We start from the raw sequence: 21779 nt of genomic DNA on the forward strand, positions 1-21779 counted from the left end.
TTATGGAATTTTTTGATATGAGTTTGCTTAGGGCTGATTGGCTGTTGGCGGAGCGCGACTTGGATGCGTGTTTGCACAGGCCCCTTGATATGAACCCATTCTATTGGTTCAAGCATTGCACCATGATCAGCGTATGAATTTGACATCTCCCATTCTTAGGTCTGATTTGGCCTTGTTGCCAGCTGATGCGATTTGGCGGGATTGTGGTGATGTAATCTCAGTGCACACATCGTCGGCGCCGAATTTCTTCTGGGGAAACTATATGATTGTGCCGCGAACCGGTTCTTCGTGTTCGGCCGCACAGCTTGTTGAGTTGTTCCACCAGCGCTTTGATTGTGACCACATCGCGATTGCGTGGGACAGCGATGTGTTGCCGTCGCGTGCAACGCTCAACGCGTTCGATCGGATGGGATTTGAATTTGTTCAGTGTCACGGCTTGTCGTTTGCCGAAATCGCCGAACCGCTGATGGAACTCAGCACAAATGATGCTTGGCGAGAACGCAAACCTTGCTGATCGTGAACTTATTTCGAAACGATTTCAGCGCTTTAGACAGTTAGTGTCTGCAGGCAATGGATTTTGGTTCGGCGCTTTCAGCGATGGCCAATTAGTTGCAGATCTTGGCATTTTTGTTTTTGACGGGGTTGCGCGCTTTCAACAGATTGAAACTCATCCCCATTTTCGTCGTCGCGGCTATTGCACACAGCTATTGATTGCGGCAATTCAACAAGTTCGTCGAGCTTTTGGACACGTTAGAATCGTTTTGGAAGCTGAAGCGGATAGTGATGCGCTTGCTTTGTATCGAAAGCTTGGTTTTGAGCCGACAGAAACCCTGATCTCAGCATTAAAGCCACCAAAGAGTCCTATCTAATTTGGATTTTCATCCCGTCAAATGCCGGCTCCACATGGCCCGGCGTTTCATCCATAACTTTTTGAAAATCAAGGTCAATATGCATATTGGTGAGCACAGCACGCTTGGGCTTCATGTGCTCGATCCAATGGAGCGCATCTTCCAAACTAAAATGGCTTGGGTGCGGTGTATAGCGCAACGCATCGACAATCCAGCAATCAAGTCCCTCCAATGCTTCATAAGAACTGGTGGGAATGTCTGAAAGGTCGCAGGAATAGGCAAGATTACCTATACGGAAACCGAGCGCGCGAATGTTGCCATGTTCCTGATCAAACGCGCTGAGGCGGATCGGCGCGCCCTCACCTTTGATCGCAACGGAATTGCCTGCTTCAAGCTCATTTGCGTTCAATATGGGCGGATAAGGACTACCTGGCGGTGCGGTAAAACAATATCCAAATGCCGACTTGATGCGCGCATATGCGGATTTTGAGGCATAGACTTCAACACGCTTGCGATCATTGAGAGCCAAGACGCGCAAATCATCAATCCCGTGACAATGATCGGCATGTTCGTGGGTGTAAAACACAGCATCCAAGCTCGACACGCCGGCATCGAGCAATTGCTCGCGAATATCGCAGCCCGTATCGATCAAAACATTGGTGGTTGGACCGCCTTCTTCATAATAGCCTTGCAGCAACAAAGAGCATCTGCGGCGGCGATTTTTCGGGTTTGTGGGGTCGCAATTGCCCCAATTTCCCCCAACTCGCGGCACCCCACCAGATGACCCACAGCCGAGAATTGTTGCGACAATTTTTGGCTCCTTATTCTGGGTCACTTTACCGCCTTCTTGAATAGATGATCAAAGTTTTCAGTGGTTTGTTTGGCAAACTGCTCAAAGTCTTGCTCGAGCGCATTGGCCATAAACTCAGCCGTGTTGCGCACAAAGGAAGGTTCATTTGACTTACCGCGGTGCGGCACCGGCGCCAAATAAGGTGCATCCGTTTCAACTAAAATGCGGTTCAATGGCAGTTTTTTGGCCGTCTCAACGATGGCAGCGGCAGATTTGAACGTGGCGATGCCTGAGAACGACACATAGCCGCCCAGTTCAATGCCGTGTAGCGCCAAGTCTTCGCCCGAAGAAAAGCAATGCAACACGAAGGGGAATTCCCCCTTCTCCGTTTCTTCGCTCAAGATGCGAGCTGTGTCTTCTTCCGCATCGCGCGTATGGATAACCAAGGGCAGTTGCGTGATCCGCGCCGCCTCAATATGGCGACGAAACCCGATTTCTTGCGCTTCGCGTGGTGCATTGTCGTAAAAATAGTCGAGTCCAGCTTCGCCGATGGCGACACATTTTTCATAAGCAGACAATTCGACAAGCTGTTCGACTGAAATGTCCAACTCTTCATCAGCATTGTGCGGGTGTGTGCCAACTGAGCAAAACACGTGCGGATATGCTTCCGCGATGGCTTTGATCGTGTCGAACTTTTTAACGCGCGTGGAAATTGTCACCATGCGCTCAACGCCAGCTTCCTTAGCGCGTTGCATAACGCCATCGATGTCGGATTGCAGCGCATCAAAATCTAAATGGCAATGGCTATCGACAAGCATTTAGTCTTTGGCCTCATGTTCAAAACGTTTGAAGACGGGGGTTGGTGCGGGCAATTCTGCGCCGGGTTGCAGCTTGTCTGCGTCTGAAATATTGGCAAACTGTCGCTTGTCAGCATCAATATTCAGAGCATCCAAGAACTTGGCCGCGCCAATAGGCGTGAAGGCCTGTGCAGCAATGGCCAGTCGACGAATAGCCTCTGCCGTCACATAGAGTACGGTTTCCATCCGCGCCGGATCACTTTTGCGCAGAACCCATGGCTCCTGCCCGGCAAAATAACGGTTCGCTTCGCCGACACGATCCCAAATCGCTGCCACAGCATCGTGCAATGCGCACTGATCAATTGCTTCGCGTGCTTGTTCAAGCGCAGGCGCGATGCTGTCGAGCAAAGCCTGGTCAGCGTCAGTAAAATCGCCCGGGGTTGGAACTTTCCCATCGCAGTTTTTTGCAATCATGGAGAGTGATCGCTGGGCCAGATTACCAAAATCATTGGCCAAATCGGCGTTGCAGCGGTTGACGCACTTTTCGTGGCTATAGTCACCATCGCTGCCAAAATTCACTTCACGCAGGAAGTAAAAACGTGTGGCATCTGAACCGAATTCATCAATGAGATCAAACGGATCAATCACATTGCCGAGGCTCTTGGACATTTTCTGTCCATCTACAGTGAGAAAGCCGTGGGCATAGACCTTTTTCGGCAATGCAATATCCGCACTCATCAAAAAGGCGGGCCAATAAATGGCGTGGAAACGGGTAATGTCCTTGCCAATCACATGGGCATCGGCGGGCCAGAATTTTTTGAAATCCTCACCATCGATATCCGGATAGCCGAGCGCTGTAATATAGTTGGTGAGCGCATCCACCCAAACATACATCACATGTTCTGGCGCATCAGGCACGGGAATGCCCCAGTCGAAAGTGGTGCGCGAAATGGAGAGATCGCGAAGGCCGGATTTCACAAAGGCTGTGATTTCGTTGCGGCGGGCTTTTGGGCCAATGAATTCAGGATGTTGCTCGTAATAGTCGAGCAATTTATCGCCGTAAACGGATAGGCGGAAAAAGAAGCTTTTTTCCTCCACCCATTCAACAGGTGTGCCCTGAGGTGACAGCTTTTCACCGCCCTCTCCGTCCACCAATTCGCTTTCATCGTAATAGGCTTCATCGCGGACGGAATACCAACCAGCGTAAACATCTTCATAGATGTCACCCTTGGCCTTCATCCGTTGCCAAATGGCTTGTGATGCCTTTTTGTGACGCTCTTCGGTGGTGCGAATAAAATCATCGTTCGACAGATTCAGCGCATCGGCCAGGCGCAAGAATTGGGCGGAGTTTTCATCGGCCAATTCGCGCGGCGTGATGCCCCGGGCTGCGGCGGTTTGGGCCATCTTGATGCCGTGTTCATCGGTACCGGTCAAAAACTTGACGTCATACCCATCCAAACGCTTGAAGCGGGCCATGGCATCCGCGCCCGCCATCTCATAGGCATGGCCGATGTGCGGCACGCCGTTCGGATAATGGATTGCGGTGGTCACATAATAGGATTTATCGCTCATAAGCCTTCGGTCTTTTTGGGTCTAAACAGTTTGATGCTCATTCATCATAGCAGCTTGATTTAACATACGAATATGTTCGAGCACCATGGTAATGGTCTGTTTTTTGTCAAGATTGAAAATGGCCTGCTCGACCACGAGTTCTTGCGTCTTTTCCCACACACTTAGGGCTTTGGCAAGCAGGGCGCGCGGCGCTTCTTGTGCGCTGAGATATTTTGCAATTGCGGCCACGTGATTGTCGATCATTTCAATGGCCAATTGCCACACTTGTTCAGCTTTCGGATCTGCCAGCGCGGCGGCCAGTTCCAGCATCGCGGTTTCACTATGCTGGTCTGGCGCTTCGAGCCAGGCAAACAGAGCACTTAAGGCCGGATTGTCGGCCACTTCGAGTGCTTCGAATGCCTTTCGCGGACGGCCTTTTGCAATTGTGAGTATTTGTGTGAATTCATCAGCGCCCAGATGGAGACCTGCAGATTCCACAACGCCTCTCACATCCTCATCGGAAACTGGCTTGAGGGGCAAAAGGTTGCAGCGCGAACGGATGGTGGGCAATACCCCGCCTACCCGGTGTGTCACCAACAAAAAGATCGCGTTTTGCGGTGGCTCTTCCAGTGTTTTCAGCAAAGCGTTTGCCGCATTGGCGTTGAGATCATCGACGCAGTCAACAATGCATATGCGCACGCCGGTGCGCGCAGCGCTCGTTTGGAAGAATTTTACCGCCTGGCGCACATCATTCACTGAGATTTGCGCCGCAAACTTGCCGGTCTTGGGATTTTTTTGGCGGCGAATGACTTTCAGATTGGGAAAGGAGCCTTGGCGAATCTGGTCTTGAATGCGTTCCAGCGGTTCGTCGCCTGATTTGGCGAACAATTGCTGCGCCACATGATAGGCAAAAGTCGCCTTGCCGATGCCTTTGGGCCCTGCAATCAAAAATGCATGATGCAATTTGTGGGAGTCATAAGCATACAAGAGTTGTTCAAGCTGGCCCTGATGGCCGAACAAATGTGCCGATTGTTCGGGCAGCGGTGCGTTGGACAGTTGGTCCGCTTGTAGGTCTAGCTCTTGGTCAGCCATCTAGTTCTCGAACTCATCGGCAAATCGGTCTTCGACCGCAGCCCAAATCGCGGTCTCCAAATCATTGGCTGATTTGTTGCCATCGATCACCACAAATCGCTCGGTTTCATGCTTGGCAATATCGAGAAAGTTTTGACGAAGTTGGCGGTGCCAATCGAGGTTTTCCTTCTCATAGCGATCAGGCGGCAAATCCAGGCCGTCCTCCGCTGCGCGTTTACGCACGCGTTCAAAAGCCAGCTCCGGGTCCATATCAATCAGCAAGGTCATGTCCGGCGTGGTGCCATCAAGCGCAAGTTGCTCAAGCGCGCCAATGAGCTTGGTTGGCACACCACCATTTAGCCCTTGATAGGCGCGGGTTGAATCGTGAAACCGATCCGACAAAACCCATTTGTCGCTTTCCAGATTTGGGCGGATCATCGCATTAACGTGGTCCAATCGGGCCGCGGCGAAGAGGATGGCTTCGGCGCTGGGGCCCCACTCCTCTGATTTGCCTTGAAGCAAAAAAGACCGAATAGCTTCGGCCCGAGGCGTGCCACCTGGCTCCCGCGTCCGCACCGCTTCCACGCCGCGCTTATTCAAATTGGCGACGAGGCGTTGAATTTGGGTTGATTTGCCAACCCCCTCGCCGCCTTCAAATGTTATAAATCGCGCCTGCATAATTTCTTTCTAATTGAGCCAACCCAAGGTCAGTTCTTTCAATGCGTCGGTTGCTTGCCGCACAATATCACCTTGCTCAACGGTTCGTGCCGCATAAAGCGGAGTTTTTTGAATCAGATTCTCATCACAATACACATGTAAATCTGCAAGATATTGTCCGCGATCCACAGGCGGCATGATCGGCCCTTGATAAACGATGCGCGCATTGAGGCAGCGTCGCGACCCTTTCGGCACATAAAGATCAATCGGGCCATCACCAATTAGCCCCACATTTGGGACCTCACCGCCATAGACACCTATCTCACCAACGATTTCCCCATCCTTGAACGTTTCCAACTTTTCAAAGGTCCGGGTGCCCCATGTTATGAGTTTTCGTGCCTCTTCCCGACGTTCGCTCTTGCTTTCCATGCCGTGCAGCACAGCGACCAATCGGCGCCCGCCTTCGGTTGTCGAGGCGACGATGCCGTATCCAGCAGATTCTGTGTGGCCGGTTTTAAGTCCGTCCACGCCGATGCCATCATCCAGCAATGTATTGCGATTGCCTTGATTGATCCCATTCCATTCAAAATTGGGCTGTGAGAACAAATCGTAATATTCGGGGTAAGTCTTGATAATGTGTCGTGCCAAGTTGGCGAGGTCACGTGCGGTGACCAGCATGTCCTCGTCTGGCAAACCGGTTGAATTTTCAAAATTTGAATCGTCCAATCCAAGGTCTGTCGCCAGTTCGTTCATCACCCGCACAAAACTTTCCTCTGTGCCGCCAATGCCTTCGGCCAAAGCGATGCTGGCATCGTTGCCGGATTGAATAATGACAGATTTGATCAGGTTCTCGACGCTGACTTTGGAGTTCAGCTCAGCGAACATGGTGGAGCCGCCTGAGCCCGCACCGCCTTCGCGCCATGCTTTTTCTGAGATAAAGAATTCGTCGGATAGCTCCAGCCGCCCAGACTTAAGGCGTTGAAACACAACAGCAATCGTCATTAGTTTTGCCATGGATGCGGGCTCCATGGGTTCGTCCGCTTGCTTTTGATAAAGCACGGTACCAGATGCATAATCCATCAAAATGGCAAATTTGGCACGGCTTTCAAACTCAACTTGAGCAAACGCTGGACCAACGAGCCATGCCAAGATCACCCCAAAACTGCAAATGCGTGCAAGGGCACTCTTAATGGACATGAGTTGACTACCTCCCCTAAACGGCAACGAATTGGCGCCAAATGATTGGCGCCATTGCCTTATTCATATAGGAGGAATTCGTCGAGGCCAAGACTCCGGGTCAATTGTAGTAAATCTTGCTTGGTGACGCCGGGGCGCAATGTTTCAACCAAAACGCCATAGCCTTTGCGGCCATTCTGCGTTCCTGGAACCGTGCGCACAGCTGCAATTTGTGCAAATTTTACAGCCAATTCATGGGCGGCGTTCGGATCTGTTTCAAAACCGAGGGTCTTGTTGATGCTACGCGCGTCAAGATCCATGCTCTGCTGCCATTGCGTCAAGCCATTATCTTGGCTGGCCATTACGTTAGCCGCCGCATGGGCCTCATTCACAACATTTGTTGTATCGGCATAAGACGAGAACAAGGAATCATAGGCTGCATCACCGGCCAAGCCATTGTTGCCGCCTTGAAGCGATTGCAAGCTCGTGCGTGATGGGGGTGCTGGCACATTTTGTGGTGCCAGAGCAGCTGTTTGGATCGGTTGCAATTGATCTGAATTGGCGAATGCCAGGCGGGTATTGCCATTCCGCTCCATTTCGGTTGGTGCATTGATGCTGGCCATCAAGAAGCGTGAATCGTCGCCTTCAAGCGGCGCACGACCAACATATTGCACCCGCACTTTCGCGGTGCCTTGGTTTTTGAAATCGAGAACATCAGCTGTGCGGCTGGACAAATCAATTTCACGCCCATGGGCAAATGGCCCACGATCGTTTACCCGCACGACCACAGAGCGGCCGTTATCCAAATTGGTCACGCGCACATAAGATGGCAGCGGCAATGTTGGGTGAGCAGCACTCAAATGATTCTGATCGAAGATTTCGCCGTTAGCGGTCAAGCGGCCATGGAAATTTGGCCCATACCACGACGCACGACCAACACTGTCGTAATTGGGATCTTCCTGTGGGCGATACCAACGGCCGGCCACTTTGTAGGGTTTACCTACTTGGTAGCGTCCGCCGCCTTTACGCACCTTTGAACCAGTGGTCAGCCGCGGTGACGCAGCGACCCCATATTCTGAGGAGGAGAACTTGGTCTTTGTGTTGATGTTCTTGCTCAACCAGCTGCTGCTGTTGCCGCAGGCAGCCAACACGGGCAAGCTGATCACGAGCGCGGCGATCGCGCGCACATTTTTGTTTGTTTTATTCATTATGCGCATTCGGGTTATAACTTCAAATTGTACGAAATATCATAACGCATTTTTAGAGGATTTGCCCACCGTGCATTGGCTACATGGTTTCGAATTATTTAATTTAGCCCTATTCTAGAAAGAATGCGGCACAGATGTGGCCAAATAAAGGAAAATTCACTTTTTAAGGATATAAAGGTTTCTTTATATCCCAAATATGATATGACACCACAACACAAGCGGACCAAGAAGGATCAGCATGAATAAGCTAAACAAACTTTTGAAGGAAAAAGGCATTTTGCTGGCGGATGGCGCCACCGGCACAAACCTGATTCCAATGGGCCTTGATTCTGGCCAGGCCCCCGAGGCGTGGAACTTTGATCATATCGATCGGATTCAAAAGTTGCACCAGTCTTTCATTGATGCTGGTTCCGATATTTTGGTGACGAACTCCTTTGGCGGAACTGCCCGTCGGCTGCATCTTCATGATCTTCAAGATCGGGTTGTTGAAGTCAATAAAGCCGCCGCAGAGATCGCTGGTGATTTGGTGGCCAAATCAGGCCGCGAAATTGTGGTGGCAGGTTCTGTTGGCCCGACGGGGGATCTTTTGTTTCCGCTCGGTGAGTTGACATATGAAGGCGCGGTTGAAGCTTTTGAAGAACAAGTGACGGGCCTGAAGCAGGGTGGTGTTGATGTGGCATGGATCGAAACCATGTCCTCGCCCGAGGAAATCGACGCGGCAATTGAAGCGGCCAATAAAGTCGGGCTGGATTATGTTGTGACCGCAAGCTTTGACACAGCCGGGAACACGATGATGGGGCTCTCCCCTTCTGCTTTTGCGGGCCAGATGGCCGCGAAGGACCCGCGTCCAACAGCTTTTGGTTCAAACTGCGGTGTTGGTGCTTCTGACCTGCTGGTTGCAGCGATTGATATGGTGGCCAATGCAGATGGCATTCCTGTTGTCGCCAAGGCCAATGCGGGCATTCCTAAAATTGCCGGAGACAAGGTGGTCTATTCAGGCTCTCCTGAGTTGATGGCCGACTACGCCAAACTGGCGATGAATTTGGGTGTTTCAATTATTGGTGGATGTTGCGGCAACAGCCCGGCACATGTGAAAGCCATGGCCGACGCGGTGCGCACCCACAATGGTGGCGACGCCCCAACAGCTGCCGAGATTATCGAGACTTTAGGTCCGTTGGTTTCGCCGAAATCAGATAAAAAATCAGAGCGTAGCAACCGTCGGCGTCGCCGCTCGTAACGTTCATCAGCATTTAAGGGTACACATATGTCGGATGAAGAAGACGATATCATTCTTTCTGAACTGAGCGACGAAGAGCTTTCTGAGCAGATGCAAGACGACCTTTATGACGGTCTCAAAGAAGAGATCGAAGAAGGCGTCAACATCTTCCTTGAGCGTGGTTGGGCGCCCTATGACATTTTGACCAAAGTGTTGGTCAAAGGCATGAAAACCGTGGGTGACGACTTCCGTGACGGCATTTTGTTTGTGCCTGAAGTGTTGCTTGCTGCCAACGCCATGAAGGCAGGCATGTTTATTCTGCGTCCCCTGCTCACCGAAACCGGTGCCCCGAAAATGGGCAAGATGGTTGTCGGCACAGTAAAGGGCGATATCCACGATATCGGCAAAAACCTTGTGGGTATGATGATGGAAGGCGCTGGTTTTGAGGTGATTGATCTGGGCATCAACACAGATGTGGACCAGTTTCTTGCCGCCATCGAAGAACATAAGCCAGATATTTTGGGCATGTCCGCGCTTCTAACCACCACCATGACCTACATGAAAGTGGTGATTGAAACGCTGAAAGAAAAAGGCATTCGCGATGAGCTGATCGTGATTGTTGGTGGTGCGCCACTCAATGAAGAGTTTGGCGAAGCCATTGGTGCCGATGCCTATTGCAGAGACGCGGCGGTGGCTGTTGAAACGGCGAAACGCCTCCTAACCCAGCAAGCATAAATAGTTACAAAACAAAATGCTAAATCAGAATGCTAAAGCAAAACATGAGAAGTTTAGCGTAGGGATTGTTTCCTGCGGTGCTTTGGCGCGTGAGATTTTGCATTTGCAAAAACAGTTGGACGGCGATCATTGGCAATTGAAGTTTCTGCCCGCCGCTTTGCACAATCGACCAATTGATATTCCAGCGGCCGTTGATGAAGCTTTGGCTGAGTTGGCGCCGCAATGTGATCAATTGTTGGTCGGGTATGCCGATTGTGGCACAGCGGGCAAACTTGATCCCGTGATCGAAAAATACGGCGCCACGCGGCTTGAAGGCGCACATTGCTACGCGTTCTTTTTGGGCCTGGATGAATTTGACGTGGTTCATGATCTCGAGCCCGGCACCTTTTATCTGACTGACTATTTGGTACGGCAGTTTGATACGCTGGTCTTTAAATCATTGGGGCTGGATCGCCACCCTGAATTGCGTGATGCCTATTTCGGGAACTACACACGTTTGATGTATCTGCGCCAATCGAATGATGCAAAACTGAATGAGAAAGCCTTACACGCTGCAATGCGCCTGGGGTTGCGGCTTGAAATACGCGACACGGGATATGGTGAACTCGAACCTTTTCTAAACAAGGTAAGCTGACATGAATTTGACGATTATTTATTGGCGCGACATCCCCACCCAACTCAGTTTCGGCAAGGGTCGGAAAGCGAAAAAACGCCCCCTCGCCGATCGGTTTATGGTGGCCGTTGATAAAGCTGCCATGGTGTCAGGCGCTGCGGATGATGACAGCTATCTAGAAGAATGGCGCCGCGAAGATATTGATATTGGTGATGAAGCGCCGGAGGACGCGCTTGAGCGCATCGCCAGCGAATTGGAAGACCAATATCCGACAAAAACACTTGCACAATTGGCCCAAAATGGCGGCCGCAATCACTAAGGGACACTCATGACTGTACGTACTGTTTTAAGCTCACCGACAAAAGAAGTGATCATTGGGTTTGACCAGCCATTTTGCGTGATTGGTGAAAAGATCAACCCGACTGGCCGTAAAAAGCTGGCGGCGGAGATGAAAGAACATAATTACTCCACCGTAGAAAAAGACGCACTGGCACAGGTTGCTGCCGGCGCTCATGTGTTGGATGTGAACGCGGGTGTGCCTCTGGCCGATGAGCCAAAAATCTTGGCCGAATGTATTCAGCTTGTTCAATCGATCACCGATGTGCCGATTTCAATCGATAGCTCCATTATTGACGCACTGGAAGCCGGGCTTTCGGTTTATCAGGGGAAGCCTTTGGTGAACTCCGTGACGGGTGAAGACGAAAGCCTTGAGCGTGTGCTGCCGCTTGTGAAGAAATATGGCGCGGCGGTTGTGGCCATCTCCAATGATGAAACAGGTATCTCGACGGATCCGAATGTGCGGTACGAGGTCGCGAAAAAGATCGTGGAGCGTGCGCAAGACCATGGCATTCCGAAGGAAGACGTGGTGGTTGATCCGTTGGTGATGCCCATAGGCGCGATGAATGATGCAGGCCGTCAAGTATTTGCATTGTTGCGGCGCTTGCGCGAGGAATTGCAGGTCAACACGACTTGTGGCGCCTCCAATGTTGGCTTCGGCATTCCAAATCGCCAGTTGATGACGGGCCATTTTCTGGCCATGGCCGCTGGCCACGGCTTGACCTCGGCCATTATGGGTGCAACCCACAAAGAACAAATGGAAGCCATTCGCGCTGCCAATGTGTTGAATGGCTTTGACCCGGATTGTGGCGAATGGCTTCGCGCAAACCGCCCCGCTGCCCCTGAGGGTGAAGATGGCGAAGCTGGCGGCCGCCGTCGTCGTTCAGGCCGTCGTCGCGCACGCGGATAGGAGATTTTATGACCGCGCCCCAAGATGCATTGCTTGTTTTCCAGCCTTCCGGCCGCAAAGGCCGCTTTCCCGTCGGCACCCCCATATTGGATGCTGCTCGCGAGCTAGGCGTGTATGTGGAAAGCGTGTGTGGCGGGCGCGGCATTTGTGGCAAATGCCAGGTGAGTGTCGCGAGCGGCAAGTTTGCCAAGTTTGGTATTGAAAGCAGCGAAGAAGGCTTATCCCCAAAGGGCTTTAAAGAAGAACGCTATGACCAAAAGCGCGGGCTGGAACCGGGCATGCGTCTTTCTTGCTCGGCCACGTTGCAGGGGGATATCGTGATCGATATACCCGACGCGTTCCGCGTTGCCGGCCAAACGATCCGCAAGGATGCCAACACGTTGGGCATGTTGCGCGATCCAGCGATCAGGCTTTGCTATGTGGAGCTGGACCAGCCAGATATGCATAATCCGCTGGGCGATGGCGATCGGCTTTGTCAGGCGATTGAGCGGCAGTTCGACATCAGCAACCTACACATTCAGCATCATTTAAAGGCGGAGCTGCAAAAGATTTTGCGCCGCGGCAATTGGGAAGTGACCGCCGCTGTACATTTGGATGGACCTCAACCTGAGATCGTTGCCCTTTATGAAGGCCTAAGTGATGAAATGAGCGGCATTGCCGTGGATATTGGGTCCACAACCATTGCCGCCCACCTCACCGACCTCTCTACGGGTGAAATCCTCGCTTCCGCTGGAGTTGCCAATCCGCAAATCCGTTTTGGCGAAGACCTCATGTCACGCGTGTCCTATGTGATGATGAACGAGCGCGGTCAGGACGATTTGAACAAAGCCGTTATCAATGCGGTCAATTCGCTGATCGGACAATTGCTGGACATTTCTGGCCGCAAACGTTCGCATTTGCTGGACTGCGTTTTTGTGGCGAACCCGGTGATGCATCATCTATTTTTGGGCTGGGACCCTACCGAAATCGGGCAAGCGCCCTTTGCGTTGGTGCAATCAACCCCCGTGCATGTGCCGGCCCATGAGATCGGTCTTGATCTGCCCAAGGGCACGCAGACCTATTTGCTGCCGCTGATCGCGGGTCATGTGGGCGCAGATGCGGCGGCAGTGTTGCTGGCGGAGCGGCCACAGGAAAACGAAGCCCCGACACTGATTGTTGACGTGGGCACGAACGCGGAAATTGCGCTTTGGAACGGCAAGCAGCTATTTGCGGCATCCTCACCGACGGGACCTGCCTTTGAAGGGGCGGAAACCTCTTGCGGACAACGGGCTGCGCCGGGGGCGATTGAGCGCATTCGCATCAATCGGGACGATCTTTCCTGCCGCTACAAAGTGATCGGCACGGAACAATGGTCCGACGAAGATGGCTTTAACGAGTCAGTGCAAACCACAGGTGTGACGGGCATTTGCGGCTCAGGTATCATCGAGATAATTGGCGAAATGCGGTTGGCAGGCATTTTGACTGATGATGGCATTATTCGTGCGCCCGAAACTGACGCCGAAAAAGCGGTGTTGGTGGAAAATGGCCGTACATGGTCGTTTGTGGTGCGCGAAGGTACACCGCGGCTCGTGGTGACGCAAAATGATGTGCGTGCAATCCAGCTGGCCAAGGCAGCGCTTTATGCTGGCGTCAAGCTATTGATGGACAAGGCCGAGTTGCAAACGCTGGGTGAAATCAAACTGGCTGGTGCGTTTGGCTCCTATATTGACCCGGCCTACGCGATGTTGCTTGGGTTGGTGCCTGATTGTGATGTCGCAAATGTACGGGCCGTTGGCAACGCTGCCGGACAAGGTGCCTTGCGGGCGCTGCTCAGCCGTGGCGAACGCCGCTCCATTGAGGACACCGCGCAAACGGTGACCAAGATCGAGACCGCGCTGGAACCCGCATTTCAACAGCATTTTGTTGATGCCATGGGCATTCCCAACAGCACCGACGCCTTTCCGCTTACACGTGCCCATTTCAAGATGGACGCATTTGTTTCAAAAACGGCTGCAGCAGGCGATAAGCCAAAACGGCGCGGACGTCGGCGCGAGAGACGCTAGCTCAGGTTTTGCACCACTCGGATCGCGCGCTCGATGCGCGAGCTAATTTCCGTACTTTCTGGCGCGGCCATCACGCCGATCACCCGCTTGATCTGCCAGTCACCGATCAGCACCGATAGGTAAATTTCCAGCGTTTCCGCTGCGGGTTTTGCCGTATTGAGGTGCTCTATCAGCGGCAGGAATTTTGGCGCAACTTTACGTCGACCCTCCTCATTGAGCACCTGACCCAACTCACCAGTGGCATCGCCCGCTGCCGCCTTGTTCAGTGCAATTGCATTGGCACTCATCAGCATGGTCAATAACGTCTTTGACGCGCGTTGGAGCACCACTTCGGGGACATCCTGGTCGAGCGTGCTGTCGTCAAGCGCAGACAGGGTCGCGCTGGCATTGCGGCGGATCATGGCTGCAAACAGCCCTTTTTTGTCACCATACCAGTTATAGAGTGTCTCATTCGACGCTTTGGCCGCTTTCGCGATTTTCAACATCGATATGTTTTCATAGCCGAATTTGGCGAGCAGCGCGTAGGCCGCCGCCTCAATTTCAGCCATTCGCGCATCTTTATTTTCGCGTTTCACCAAAATTCCTTGATTTTTCCGTACACATCATTACGTTTATTGTTATCCGTACATAAAATTACGTTATTGAGGTTCTTATGTCTATGCTCAACGCACAATTGACGAAACACACTACAGCCGCCCTCGCCGGTTTGATCATTATACAATTGGTCATGCTGGGGTCTCTTTATGCACAAATTGCGCCGCATCCACCTGCCATCATTCCAATTTCAGGCATCGGTCCGTTTTTGTCGGTAAGCCTGTCCATTGCTGCAAGCGCTCTGATTATCGGGCCGCTGAATGGCGCGGCAGGCCGGGCATTGGGCCTATTGGCCGCGTTGCTCGCAATGGTGTCATTTGGACCGCAAAAATATTTGGACCCGCAATTTCCGCTGGTGTGGCCCGCTGTTGTCTTCGGGCAGCTTTGCACGCTCTATATCGTTTTTGCCAATGTGCGCGCGTTGCGTCCATAAGAAAGGGCCGCAAAAGCGGCCCTGATATAGCTGTCCTAGGCGGTAAGGTCGCTTGGTGGTGTGAGGTCGTTGGCCAAGCAGGTTGTTGTGATGGTGTTGGCCAGCAAACAAGCAATGGTCATGGGACCAACGCCACCGGGGACCGGGGTGATTGCGCCAGCCACTTTCGCGGCCTCAGCATATTCAACGTCACCCACGAGCTTGGTTTTGCCCTCGCCTTTTTCTGGCGCGTCGACACGGTTGATGCCCACATCAATCACGGTCGCGCCCGGTTTAATCCAATCGCCTTTGATCATTTCCGGCCGACCCACAGCGGCAACAATGATATCCGCTGTGCGGCAAAGCCCTGGCAAATCCTTAGTGCGCGAATGGGCGACGGTGACCGTGCAATTGTCGCGCAGCAAAAGCTGAGACATGGGTTTGCCCACAAGGTTGGAACGGCCGATAATAACCGCGTTCATACCTTCCAATTTGCCCAATTGATCGCGGAGCAGCATTAGGCTGCCCAAGGGTGTGCATGAAACCGGGCCAGGCAGGCCGATGGCCAAACGCCCCACATTTTCCGGCGTGAAGCAATCCACATCCTTGGCGGGACTAATGCGTTTGATGATTTTATCAGCATCAATATGATCGGGCACGGGCAATTGAACGAGGATGCCATTGACGTCATCGCGCTCATTGAGTTCATCAATCAATTTGAGCAGCTCGGCCTCGCCAGTATCTTTGGGCAATTCATATTTGAATGAATTCATGCCCACTTCTTTTGTCTGCTTGGACTTTGAATTCACATAGACCTGGCTCGCCGGATCTTCACCGACAATCACAACGGCCAAACCCGGGGTTAGCCCATGCTCGGTTTTCAGGCGCTCAACATGGTCTGCAATGCGGCGGCGCAATTGCTGCGCGAATGCCTTGCCATCAATAATCTGGGCGGTCATCAAGTGTCTCCTTGAGAATCTAGAAACGATTTTATTTCAATGTTTTGCTCGGCCAAGGCCTGAACAATTGCCGCAACAATGGCGACTGAATCCGGGGTATCCCCATGCACACAAATTGATTGTGCGCGCAGGGGCACAAACTGCGCATCGAGGGCGACTACGCCCTGTTTTTGAACAATGTTTTGAATGTGTTTTGTGATGTGCAGGACATCATGCAATACCGCGCCATCCAAGCTGCGCGACGCCAATTGGCCGTCAGCTGTATAGGCGCGATCCGCAAACGCTTCATCATAAACCTTTAGACCGTGCGCCTTTGCCGCCTTGGTCTGTTCGGAATTGGCCAGCGCTAAGATGCTTAGATTTGGGTCAAACTCGCGGATAATGCGCATTACATGATCTGCTGTTTCAGCCTGCTCCGCGGCCATATTGGCCAGTGCGCCGTGTACCTTTACGTAACGCGCTTTGGTGCCTTGTGCCGCTGCCAAAGATTGAAACCGATCCAGTTGACGCAACAATTGATCGCGGAGCTGATCAAATGAAAGGTTGAGGCGGGTACGGCCAAAGTTCTCTTTGTCTTCAAACCCCGGATGTGCGCCGATCGACACATTGTGGGCTAAAGCTAAACCGATGGAACGTGCCATGGTTTCCTCATCACCTGCGTGACCGCCACAGGCGATGTTTGCGCTGGAAATCAGCGGCATTAGCGCTTCGTCGGTTCCGGCGCCCTCGCCCAAATCCGCATTTAGATCAATGCTGGTGATGGGCGATTGCGTCATAAGAGCTGCTGCGCTTTCTCTAAGCTGATGGACTGAAATCTGATGCGGGTGTTTGGCCGCAATTGGGCCGCACGGTCAAGGTCTTTATCGATTAATGTTGCAATTCGTGGATAGCCACCAGTGGGCTGATGGTCGCGCATCAAAATCACCGGCGTGCCCTCACCCAATATCTGTATATCTCCGGGCACCACAGCATCAGACACCAGCCCGAGCTTTTCAATGTCGGAAAACCGGTTATCAGGATCATTCAGGCGCACGCCCATACGATCAGTTGAAGCGGAGATTTCAAACGGGCTTTGGAACAGGCTTTGCCATGACCCCTTGCCCAAAAGGTCCGCATGCAAGCCGGGCAACACGCGCAAGACAATGTCTGCATCCGGTTCAATCAAAGGCACTTCGCCATAGTTTATGTCCGTGGTGATTTTATCGCCATCAACAAGCGGGATGACATCGCCAATGGAGAGTGGTTTTCCATCAAGTCCGCCAATTTGCGCCGCAAGATTGGTGGCCTTGCTGCCCAATATTGTTGGCGCGTCGATGTCCCGGTCAAAGCGGACATAGCCATACATGCCAGATGGTCCGGTTTTGATGTCGACCTGGTCGCCATCCTCAAGCTGCGCCTTAAGCGGCCAAGATTGCTGGATGCCGTTGATGGTGCACATAAATTCGCCGCCCGCCGCCGCCATCATCGCCGGCTCGCCGTGAAAACTAAAGGCGAGGCCCAGCATGGTGAATTCCAATGCGGTTGGCGCGCCTTCACCCAACAGTTGAACAGTTTGATAAAAGGCTGGACGATCCATCGGCCCACTGGCGGAAACACCATATTTGAGGCCATCGTCACGCCCCGCATCTTGTACGGTTGAATGGGGAGATACACGCTGAAGCACGATCTTAGACATTATCGGCCTCCGCAGATTGAAATTGCACCACATCACCGGGACAAAGCTGCACTGGCGGGTCGCGCTGCAAATCGAAATTGTTCAGATGGCAGTGGCCTATCACACTCCAACCTGTGCGGATGGGCACACTGGTGATCGCTGTTTGCCCCGCGGCAAACAAAACTGACCCCGGCGGGACATTCTCGCGCATTTGCGCCCGCCGCGGATAGTGCTGCCAATTTTCATGCAAACCCAAATACACAAACCCGGGGGAAAACCCTAAGGCCAACACATCAAGTACATTGGCTGTGTGCTGGGCGATGAAATCTTGACCAGTTAGTTTGAGATCACGATGTACAGCGTCGAAATCCGGTCCATTCTCCCCGCCATAAGAAACTGTGATCAATTTTGGATCAGTGCCGATTTGCGGCCGTTCCTTTTCCAAATCAAAGGAAGCAAGCAGCATTTGCAGCTCTTGTCGCAACACCGAAAAGCTGGTGCGTTTGGGATTGTACCGCACCAAGCAGGACAACAAATTGGAATTGGCACCCACGATATAGGGTGCCAATTTTTCTTGAACCAATTGCGTAAATTGGATGGCTTGCCGATTGGCGTTCAGGCGCAATTGCGTATCAAAAACCACAAGAATGGCTTTATCGCCCAGCGGTTGCAATTTTATGCGTGCGCGAGGCGGCGTATGTGGTTCTGATTCACTCATATATTGCCTTAGAACAACCCCTCTATTTGACCGGCCTCATCCAATTTGATCGCTTCTGCCGATGGTACTTTCGGCAAGCCTGGCATGGTCATGATTTCACCGCAAATTGCCACGATGAACCCAGCCCCTGCCGATAAACGCACTTCGCGCACTGGAATCGAATGTCCTGTTGGTGCGCCACGTTCGTTTGGATCTGTCGTGAAGGAATATTGCGTTTTCGCCATGCAGATTGGCAAGGCGCCATATCCCGCTTTTTCCCAATTTTTCAATTGCGTCGCGATTTTTTTATCGATCACGACCTCATCAGCACGGTAAATCTCTTTGGCGATGGTTTCAATTTTTGCCGCAAGGCCCAAATCATCGGCGTATAGCGGCGCAAATTGACCTTCGAAATTGTCGATCATGTCGACCACATGCGCTGCCAGGGCTTTTGTTCCCTCCGAGCCGTGCTCCCAATGCTGGCACAAAATCGCTTTCGCGCCTTGTCCTTCAACATAGGCTTTAAGAGCTTCAACTTCTGCATCAGTGTCGGTGACGAAATGATTGATGGCAACGACGGCGGGCACACCAAATTTTTTGATGTTTTCCAAGTGGCGTCCAAGGTTGGCACACCCTTTTTTGAGCGCCTCAACATTTTCACCGCCCAACTCGTCTTTGGCCAAGCCGCCATTCATCTTAAGGGCGCGCACCGTGGCCACCACGACCACCGCGTTGGGCGATAGTCCCGCCTTGCGACACTTGATGTCAAAGAACTTCTCTGCGCCCAAATCGGCACCGAAGCCTGCCTCTGTGACCACATAGTCGGCGAGTTTTAGTGCTGTTTTGGTGGCGATAACAGAGTTGCAGCCATGGGCAATGTTGGCGAACGGGCCACCGTGAATAAAGGCGGGATTGTTTTCCAGTGTTTGCACAAGGTTGGGCTGCATGGCTTGTTGTAACAACACCGTCATGGCGCCATCTGCCTTGATGTCACGGCAATAAACTGGCGTCCGGTCGCGACGATAGGCGACGATGATATTGCCCAAGCGCCGCTGCAGATCTTCCAGATCTTCTGCCAAACAAAGGATGGCCATGATTTCGGATGCCACTGTGATGTCGAACCCGGCTTCCCGGGGGAAACCATTGGTGACACCACCCAAAGATGTGACGACCGAACGCAAGGCGCGATCATTCATATCCAACACCCGCCGCCATGTAATGCGACGCACGTCAATTTCTTCGGCATTGCCCCAATAAACATGGTTGTCGATCATGGCTGACAGCAAATTGTGCGCCGATGTAATGGCGTGAAAATCGCCCGTGAAATGGAGATTGATGTCTTCCATCGGTACGACCTGCGCATAACCGCCACCAGCGGCACCGCCTTTCATGCCAAAGCATGGGCCGAGCGACGGTTCACGAATACAAATTGCGGCGTTTTTACCGATGGCATTTAGCCCATCGCCCAAGCCCACCGTGGTCGTGGTTTTGCCTTCCCCCGCAGGGGTTGGGTTGATGGCGGTGACCAGGATTAGCTTGCCATCCTCTTTATTGGCTTGGGATTTGATAAACTCTTGAGAAACTTTGGCTTTGTCATGCCCAAAAGGCAAAAGATGGTCTGATGGAATGCCAAGTTTTTCACCAACTTGCGCAATTGGTTGCTTGCGCGCTGCCCGCGCGATTTCAATATCTGATTTATATGTCATTTCTGTCCCCACAGATTTTTTGAGCCGATTAAACGCGTTAGAACTGTAATTGTCTAGCCCACCAATGCGCACAGCCGAGTTACTGCGGGTAATCCTTTGCCTGATCTGTCTTTGCTGCCCTAGCGTAGTCAAAGCAACAGCCATAAACTTGCTCAGTTCGATCTCAAGGACCACCTATGCGCAACCTCATCTTGATTCTCGGTGATCAGCTTTCGCACGACATCAGCAGCCTGGCTGAGTTCGATCCGGCTCAAGATCATATTTTGATGTGCGAAGTGTGGGATGAAGCGACTTTTGTGAAGCACCACAAAAAGAAGATCGCATTTCTATTTTCAGCCATGCGGCATTTTGCGAATGAGCTTGAGGCAAAGGGGTATCCGATTACCTATGTTCAGCTCGACGATGCCAAGAATACCGGATCGTTTTCTGGCGAGGTGAAGCGGGCTCTTGATCGGTTTTCGCCTGACAAAGTGGTTGTCACCTTACCCGGTGAATATCGCGTGTTGGAAGAGATCAAATCTTGGTCCAAACGGTTCGATATTGACGTGGATATGCGTGAGGATGATCGGTTTTTCGTGTCGCCAGACTGGTTCAGGAAATGGGCCCACGGGCGCAAAAGCCTGCGGATGGAATATTTCTATCGCCAGTTGCGGCAAGACAATCGGATATTGATGGATGGAGACAAGCCCGAAGGCGGCAAGTGGAATTATGACCAAGAAAACCGCAAGCCGCCCAGCGATGGCATGGATGTGCCCGCGCCCTATCGTGGGCAGATTGATGAGATAACTCAGCAATGTATCGCGCTGGTGGCGGACAGATTCGGCGATCATTTTGGCGATCTTGAACCGTTTTATTTCGCCGTCACCCGCGATCAGGCACTTTATGCCTTGGATAAGTTCTTTGAAGAAAGGTTTAGCCGGTTTGGTGATTATCAGGACGCGATGATTCAGGGCGAGCCCTGGATGTTTCACAGCCACATAAGCTTTTATCTAAATTGCGGGTTGCTCAACCCGCATGAAGTGGTGAAACGCGCCGAATTTGCTTATTATGACGGGCAAGCGCCCCTCAATGCGGTGGAAGGTTTTATCCGGCAAATCTTGGGCTGGCGCGAATATGTGCGCGGCATCTATTGGCTGAGAATGCCTGAATATGCTGAAGAAAATGCGCTGGAGGCAAAGCGGAACTTGCCCTGGTTTTTCTGGACGGGCGAAACGCAAATGAATTGCTTGCGTCAGTGCATTCTGGAAACAAAAGAAAATGCATATGCTCATCATATTCATCGCTTGATGGTGCTGGGCAATTTTGCCTTGCTGGCGGGGATAGATCCAAAACAAGTCAATGAGTGGTACTTGATTGTCTATGCCGATGCATTTGAGTGGGTTGAGCTGCCCAATGTTACGGGCATGATCCTATATGCGGATGGCGGAATGCTTGCCAGCAAGCCCTATGCGGCCAGCGGCGCCTACATTAATCGCATGTCTAACTATTGCGAGAATTGCTCCTATAAGGTGACGCAAAAGAACGGGCCAAAGGCCTGTCCTTTCAACTATCTCTACTGGGATTTTTTTGCGCGCAATCAGGAAAAGCTGAAAGGCAATCCACGCCTTAACAATCCATATGGCACGCTCAACCGCATGACCGACGAAAAGCGCAAGGCGATCTCCTCCGATTCCGAACGGTTTCTGAGCCAGCTTGATGACTAGGCAACTTGTGCTGATGCGGTGAGAGGCGCATTTATGCCAGCAATCAGAATACACCATTTTTCACATCTTGCCGGACCACCCGCCGCATTGGCCGGAGAATCGGA

The 21779-nt window shown here is 52.2% G+C and carries 23 protein-coding genes; 10 read left to right on the top strand and 13 right to left on the bottom strand.

Features of this window, described 5'->3' with window-relative positions; translation table 11 throughout:
- The first annotated feature begins 133 nt into the window (after positions 1–133).
- Positions 134–514: a hypothetical protein gene (locus G549_RS0112585; protein ID WP_027835327.1), complete on the top strand. Its 381-nt coding sequence runs from the start codon at positions 134–136 to the stop codon at positions 512–514.
- Positions 483–869, top strand: coding sequence for a GNAT family N-acetyltransferase (locus G549_RS20210; protein ID WP_051213765.1), 387 nt, complete (start codon positions 483–485; stop codon positions 867–869). Before G549_RS0112585 ends, G549_RS20210 begins: the two co-directional genes overlap by 32 nt.
- Here the strand turns inward: G549_RS20210 and G549_RS0112595 are convergent.
- From G549_RS0112595 to G549_RS21455, 7 genes are read right to left on the bottom strand one after another with little or no spacing between them, the layout of a single operon-like run.
- Positions 862–1683: an MBL fold metallo-hydrolase gene (locus G549_RS0112595; protein ID WP_027835328.1), complete on the bottom strand. Its 822-nt coding sequence runs from the start codon at positions 1681–1683 to the stop codon at positions 862–864. The two genes, G549_RS20210 and G549_RS0112595, sit on opposite strands and share 8 nt — an antisense overlap.
- Positions 1680–2456 carry a TatD family hydrolase gene (locus G549_RS0112600; RefSeq protein ID WP_027835329.1) on the bottom strand — a complete coding sequence of 259 codons (777 nt, stop codon included), beginning with the start codon at positions 2454–2456 and terminating at the stop codon, positions 1680–1682. The genes G549_RS0112595 and G549_RS0112600 overlap by 4 nt, the downstream gene beginning before the upstream one ends.
- A complete protein-coding gene (gene metG, locus G549_RS0112605; RefSeq protein ID WP_027835330.1) occupies positions 2457–4007 on the bottom strand; it encodes a methionine--tRNA ligase in 1551 nt (516 codons plus the stop codon).
- A gap of 21 nt (positions 4008–4028) precedes the next feature.
- On the bottom strand, positions 4029–5078 hold the full coding sequence (locus G549_RS21450) for an AAA family ATPase (protein WP_051213767.1): 1050 nt from the start codon (positions 5076–5078) through the stop codon (positions 4029–4031).
- Positions 5079–5735 (bottom strand): dTMP kinase, encoded by a 657-nt coding sequence (gene tmk / locus G549_RS0112615; protein WP_027835331.1) that lies wholly within the window; start codon positions 5733–5735, stop codon positions 5079–5081. It lies immediately after the preceding gene.
- Positions 5736–5744: 9 nt separating this feature from the next.
- Positions 5745–6911: a D-alanyl-D-alanine carboxypeptidase family protein gene (locus G549_RS0112620; RefSeq protein ID WP_027835332.1), complete on the bottom strand. Its 1167-nt coding sequence runs from the start codon at positions 6909–6911 to the stop codon at positions 5745–5747.
- Positions 6912–6970: 59 nt separating this feature from the next.
- Positions 6971–8098 (bottom strand): septal ring lytic transglycosylase RlpA family protein, encoded by a 1128-nt coding sequence (locus G549_RS21455; RefSeq protein WP_051213769.1) that lies wholly within the window; start codon positions 8096–8098, stop codon positions 6971–6973.
- Between the two features lie 238 nt (positions 8099–8336).
- Between G549_RS21455 and bmt the strand changes: the two genes are divergently transcribed.
- From bmt to G549_RS0112655, 6 genes are read left to right on the top strand one after another with little or no spacing between them, the layout of a single operon-like run.
- A complete protein-coding gene (gene bmt, locus G549_RS0112630) occupies positions 8337–9335 on the top strand; it encodes a betaine--homocysteine S-methyltransferase (protein ID WP_036222593.1) in 999 nt (332 codons plus the stop codon).
- 27 nt (positions 9336–9362) lie between these two features.
- Positions 9363–10049 carry a corrinoid protein gene (locus tag G549_RS0112635; RefSeq protein ID WP_027835334.1) on the top strand — a complete coding sequence of 229 codons (687 nt, stop codon included), beginning with the start codon at positions 9363–9365 and terminating at the stop codon, positions 10047–10049.
- A 16-nt stretch (positions 10050–10065) separates the two neighbouring features.
- Positions 10066–10683 (top strand): DUF1638 domain-containing protein, encoded by a 618-nt coding sequence (locus G549_RS20225; RefSeq protein ID WP_051213771.1) that lies wholly within the window; start codon positions 10066–10068, stop codon positions 10681–10683.
- 1 nt (position 10684) lies between these two features.
- Positions 10685–10981: a virulence factor gene (locus tag G549_RS0112645; RefSeq protein WP_027835335.1), complete on the top strand. Its 297-nt coding sequence runs from the start codon at positions 10685–10687 to the stop codon at positions 10979–10981.
- A gap of 9 nt (positions 10982–10990) precedes the next feature.
- A complete protein-coding gene (locus G549_RS0112650) occupies positions 10991–11908 on the top strand; it encodes a methyltetrahydrofolate--corrinoid methyltransferase (protein ID WP_027835336.1) in 918 nt (305 codons plus the stop codon).
- An 8-nt stretch (positions 11909–11916) separates the two neighbouring features.
- The gene (locus G549_RS0112655) at positions 11917–13950 is read left to right on the top strand and encodes an ASKHA domain-containing protein (RefSeq protein WP_027835337.1); all 2034 of its coding nucleotides are present in this window, start codon (positions 11917–11919) and stop codon (positions 13948–13950) included.
- On the opposite strand, the gene G549_RS0112660 is transcribed toward G549_RS0112655, so the two are convergent.
- On the bottom strand, positions 13947–14525 hold the full coding sequence (locus tag G549_RS0112660; RefSeq protein WP_027835338.1) for a TetR/AcrR family transcriptional regulator: 579 nt from the start codon (positions 14523–14525) through the stop codon (positions 13947–13949). The genes G549_RS0112655 and G549_RS0112660 overlap by 4 nt on opposite strands.
- Before the next feature lie 77 nt (positions 14526–14602).
- On the opposite strand from G549_RS0112660, the gene G549_RS0112665 reads away from it, so the two are divergent.
- Positions 14603–14977: a hypothetical protein gene (locus G549_RS0112665; RefSeq protein ID WP_246778376.1), complete on the top strand. Its 375-nt coding sequence runs from the start codon at positions 14603–14605 to the stop codon at positions 14975–14977.
- Positions 14978–15012: 35 nt separating this feature from the next.
- On the opposite strand, the gene folD is transcribed toward G549_RS0112665, so the two are convergent.
- From folD to G549_RS0112690, 5 genes are read right to left on the bottom strand one after another with little or no spacing between them, the layout of a single operon-like run.
- Positions 15013–15915 (bottom strand): bifunctional methylenetetrahydrofolate dehydrogenase/methenyltetrahydrofolate cyclohydrolase FolD, encoded by a 903-nt coding sequence (folD, locus tag G549_RS0112670; RefSeq protein ID WP_027835340.1) that lies wholly within the window; start codon positions 15913–15915, stop codon positions 15013–15015.
- On the bottom strand, positions 15915–16691 hold the full coding sequence (locus tag G549_RS0112675) for a 5-oxoprolinase subunit PxpA (protein ID WP_027835341.1): 777 nt from the start codon (positions 16689–16691) through the stop codon (positions 15915–15917). Before G549_RS0112675 ends, folD begins: the two co-directional genes overlap by 1 nt.
- Positions 16688–17590, bottom strand: a complete 903-nt coding sequence (locus tag G549_RS0112680) for a 5-oxoprolinase subunit C family protein (protein WP_027835342.1) — start codon at positions 17588–17590, stop codon at positions 16688–16690. The genes G549_RS0112675 and G549_RS0112680 overlap by 4 nt, the downstream gene beginning before the upstream one ends.
- Positions 17583–18287: a 5-oxoprolinase subunit B family protein gene (locus G549_RS21460; RefSeq protein ID WP_051213773.1), complete on the bottom strand. Its 705-nt coding sequence runs from the start codon at positions 18285–18287 to the stop codon at positions 17583–17585. The genes G549_RS0112680 and G549_RS21460 overlap by 8 nt, the downstream gene beginning before the upstream one ends.
- Before the next feature lie 8 nt (positions 18288–18295).
- Positions 18296–19972, bottom strand: coding sequence for a formate--tetrahydrofolate ligase (locus G549_RS0112690; protein WP_027835343.1), 1677 nt, complete (start codon positions 19970–19972; stop codon positions 18296–18298).
- 176 nt (positions 19973–20148) lie between these two features.
- Here G549_RS0112690 and G549_RS0112695 point away from each other — a divergent pair, with 176 nt between their 5' ends.
- Positions 20149–21675 carry a cryptochrome/photolyase family protein gene (locus G549_RS0112695; RefSeq protein WP_027835344.1) on the top strand — a complete coding sequence of 509 codons (1527 nt, stop codon included), beginning with the start codon at positions 20149–20151 and terminating at the stop codon, positions 21673–21675.
- Positions 21676–21779 lie beyond the last annotated feature (104 nt).

Source organism: Maritalea myrionectae DSM 19524 (assembly GCF_000423365.1).
GTDB classification, from domain to species: Bacteria; Pseudomonadota; Alphaproteobacteria; order Rhizobiales; family Devosiaceae; genus Maritalea; species Maritalea myrionectae.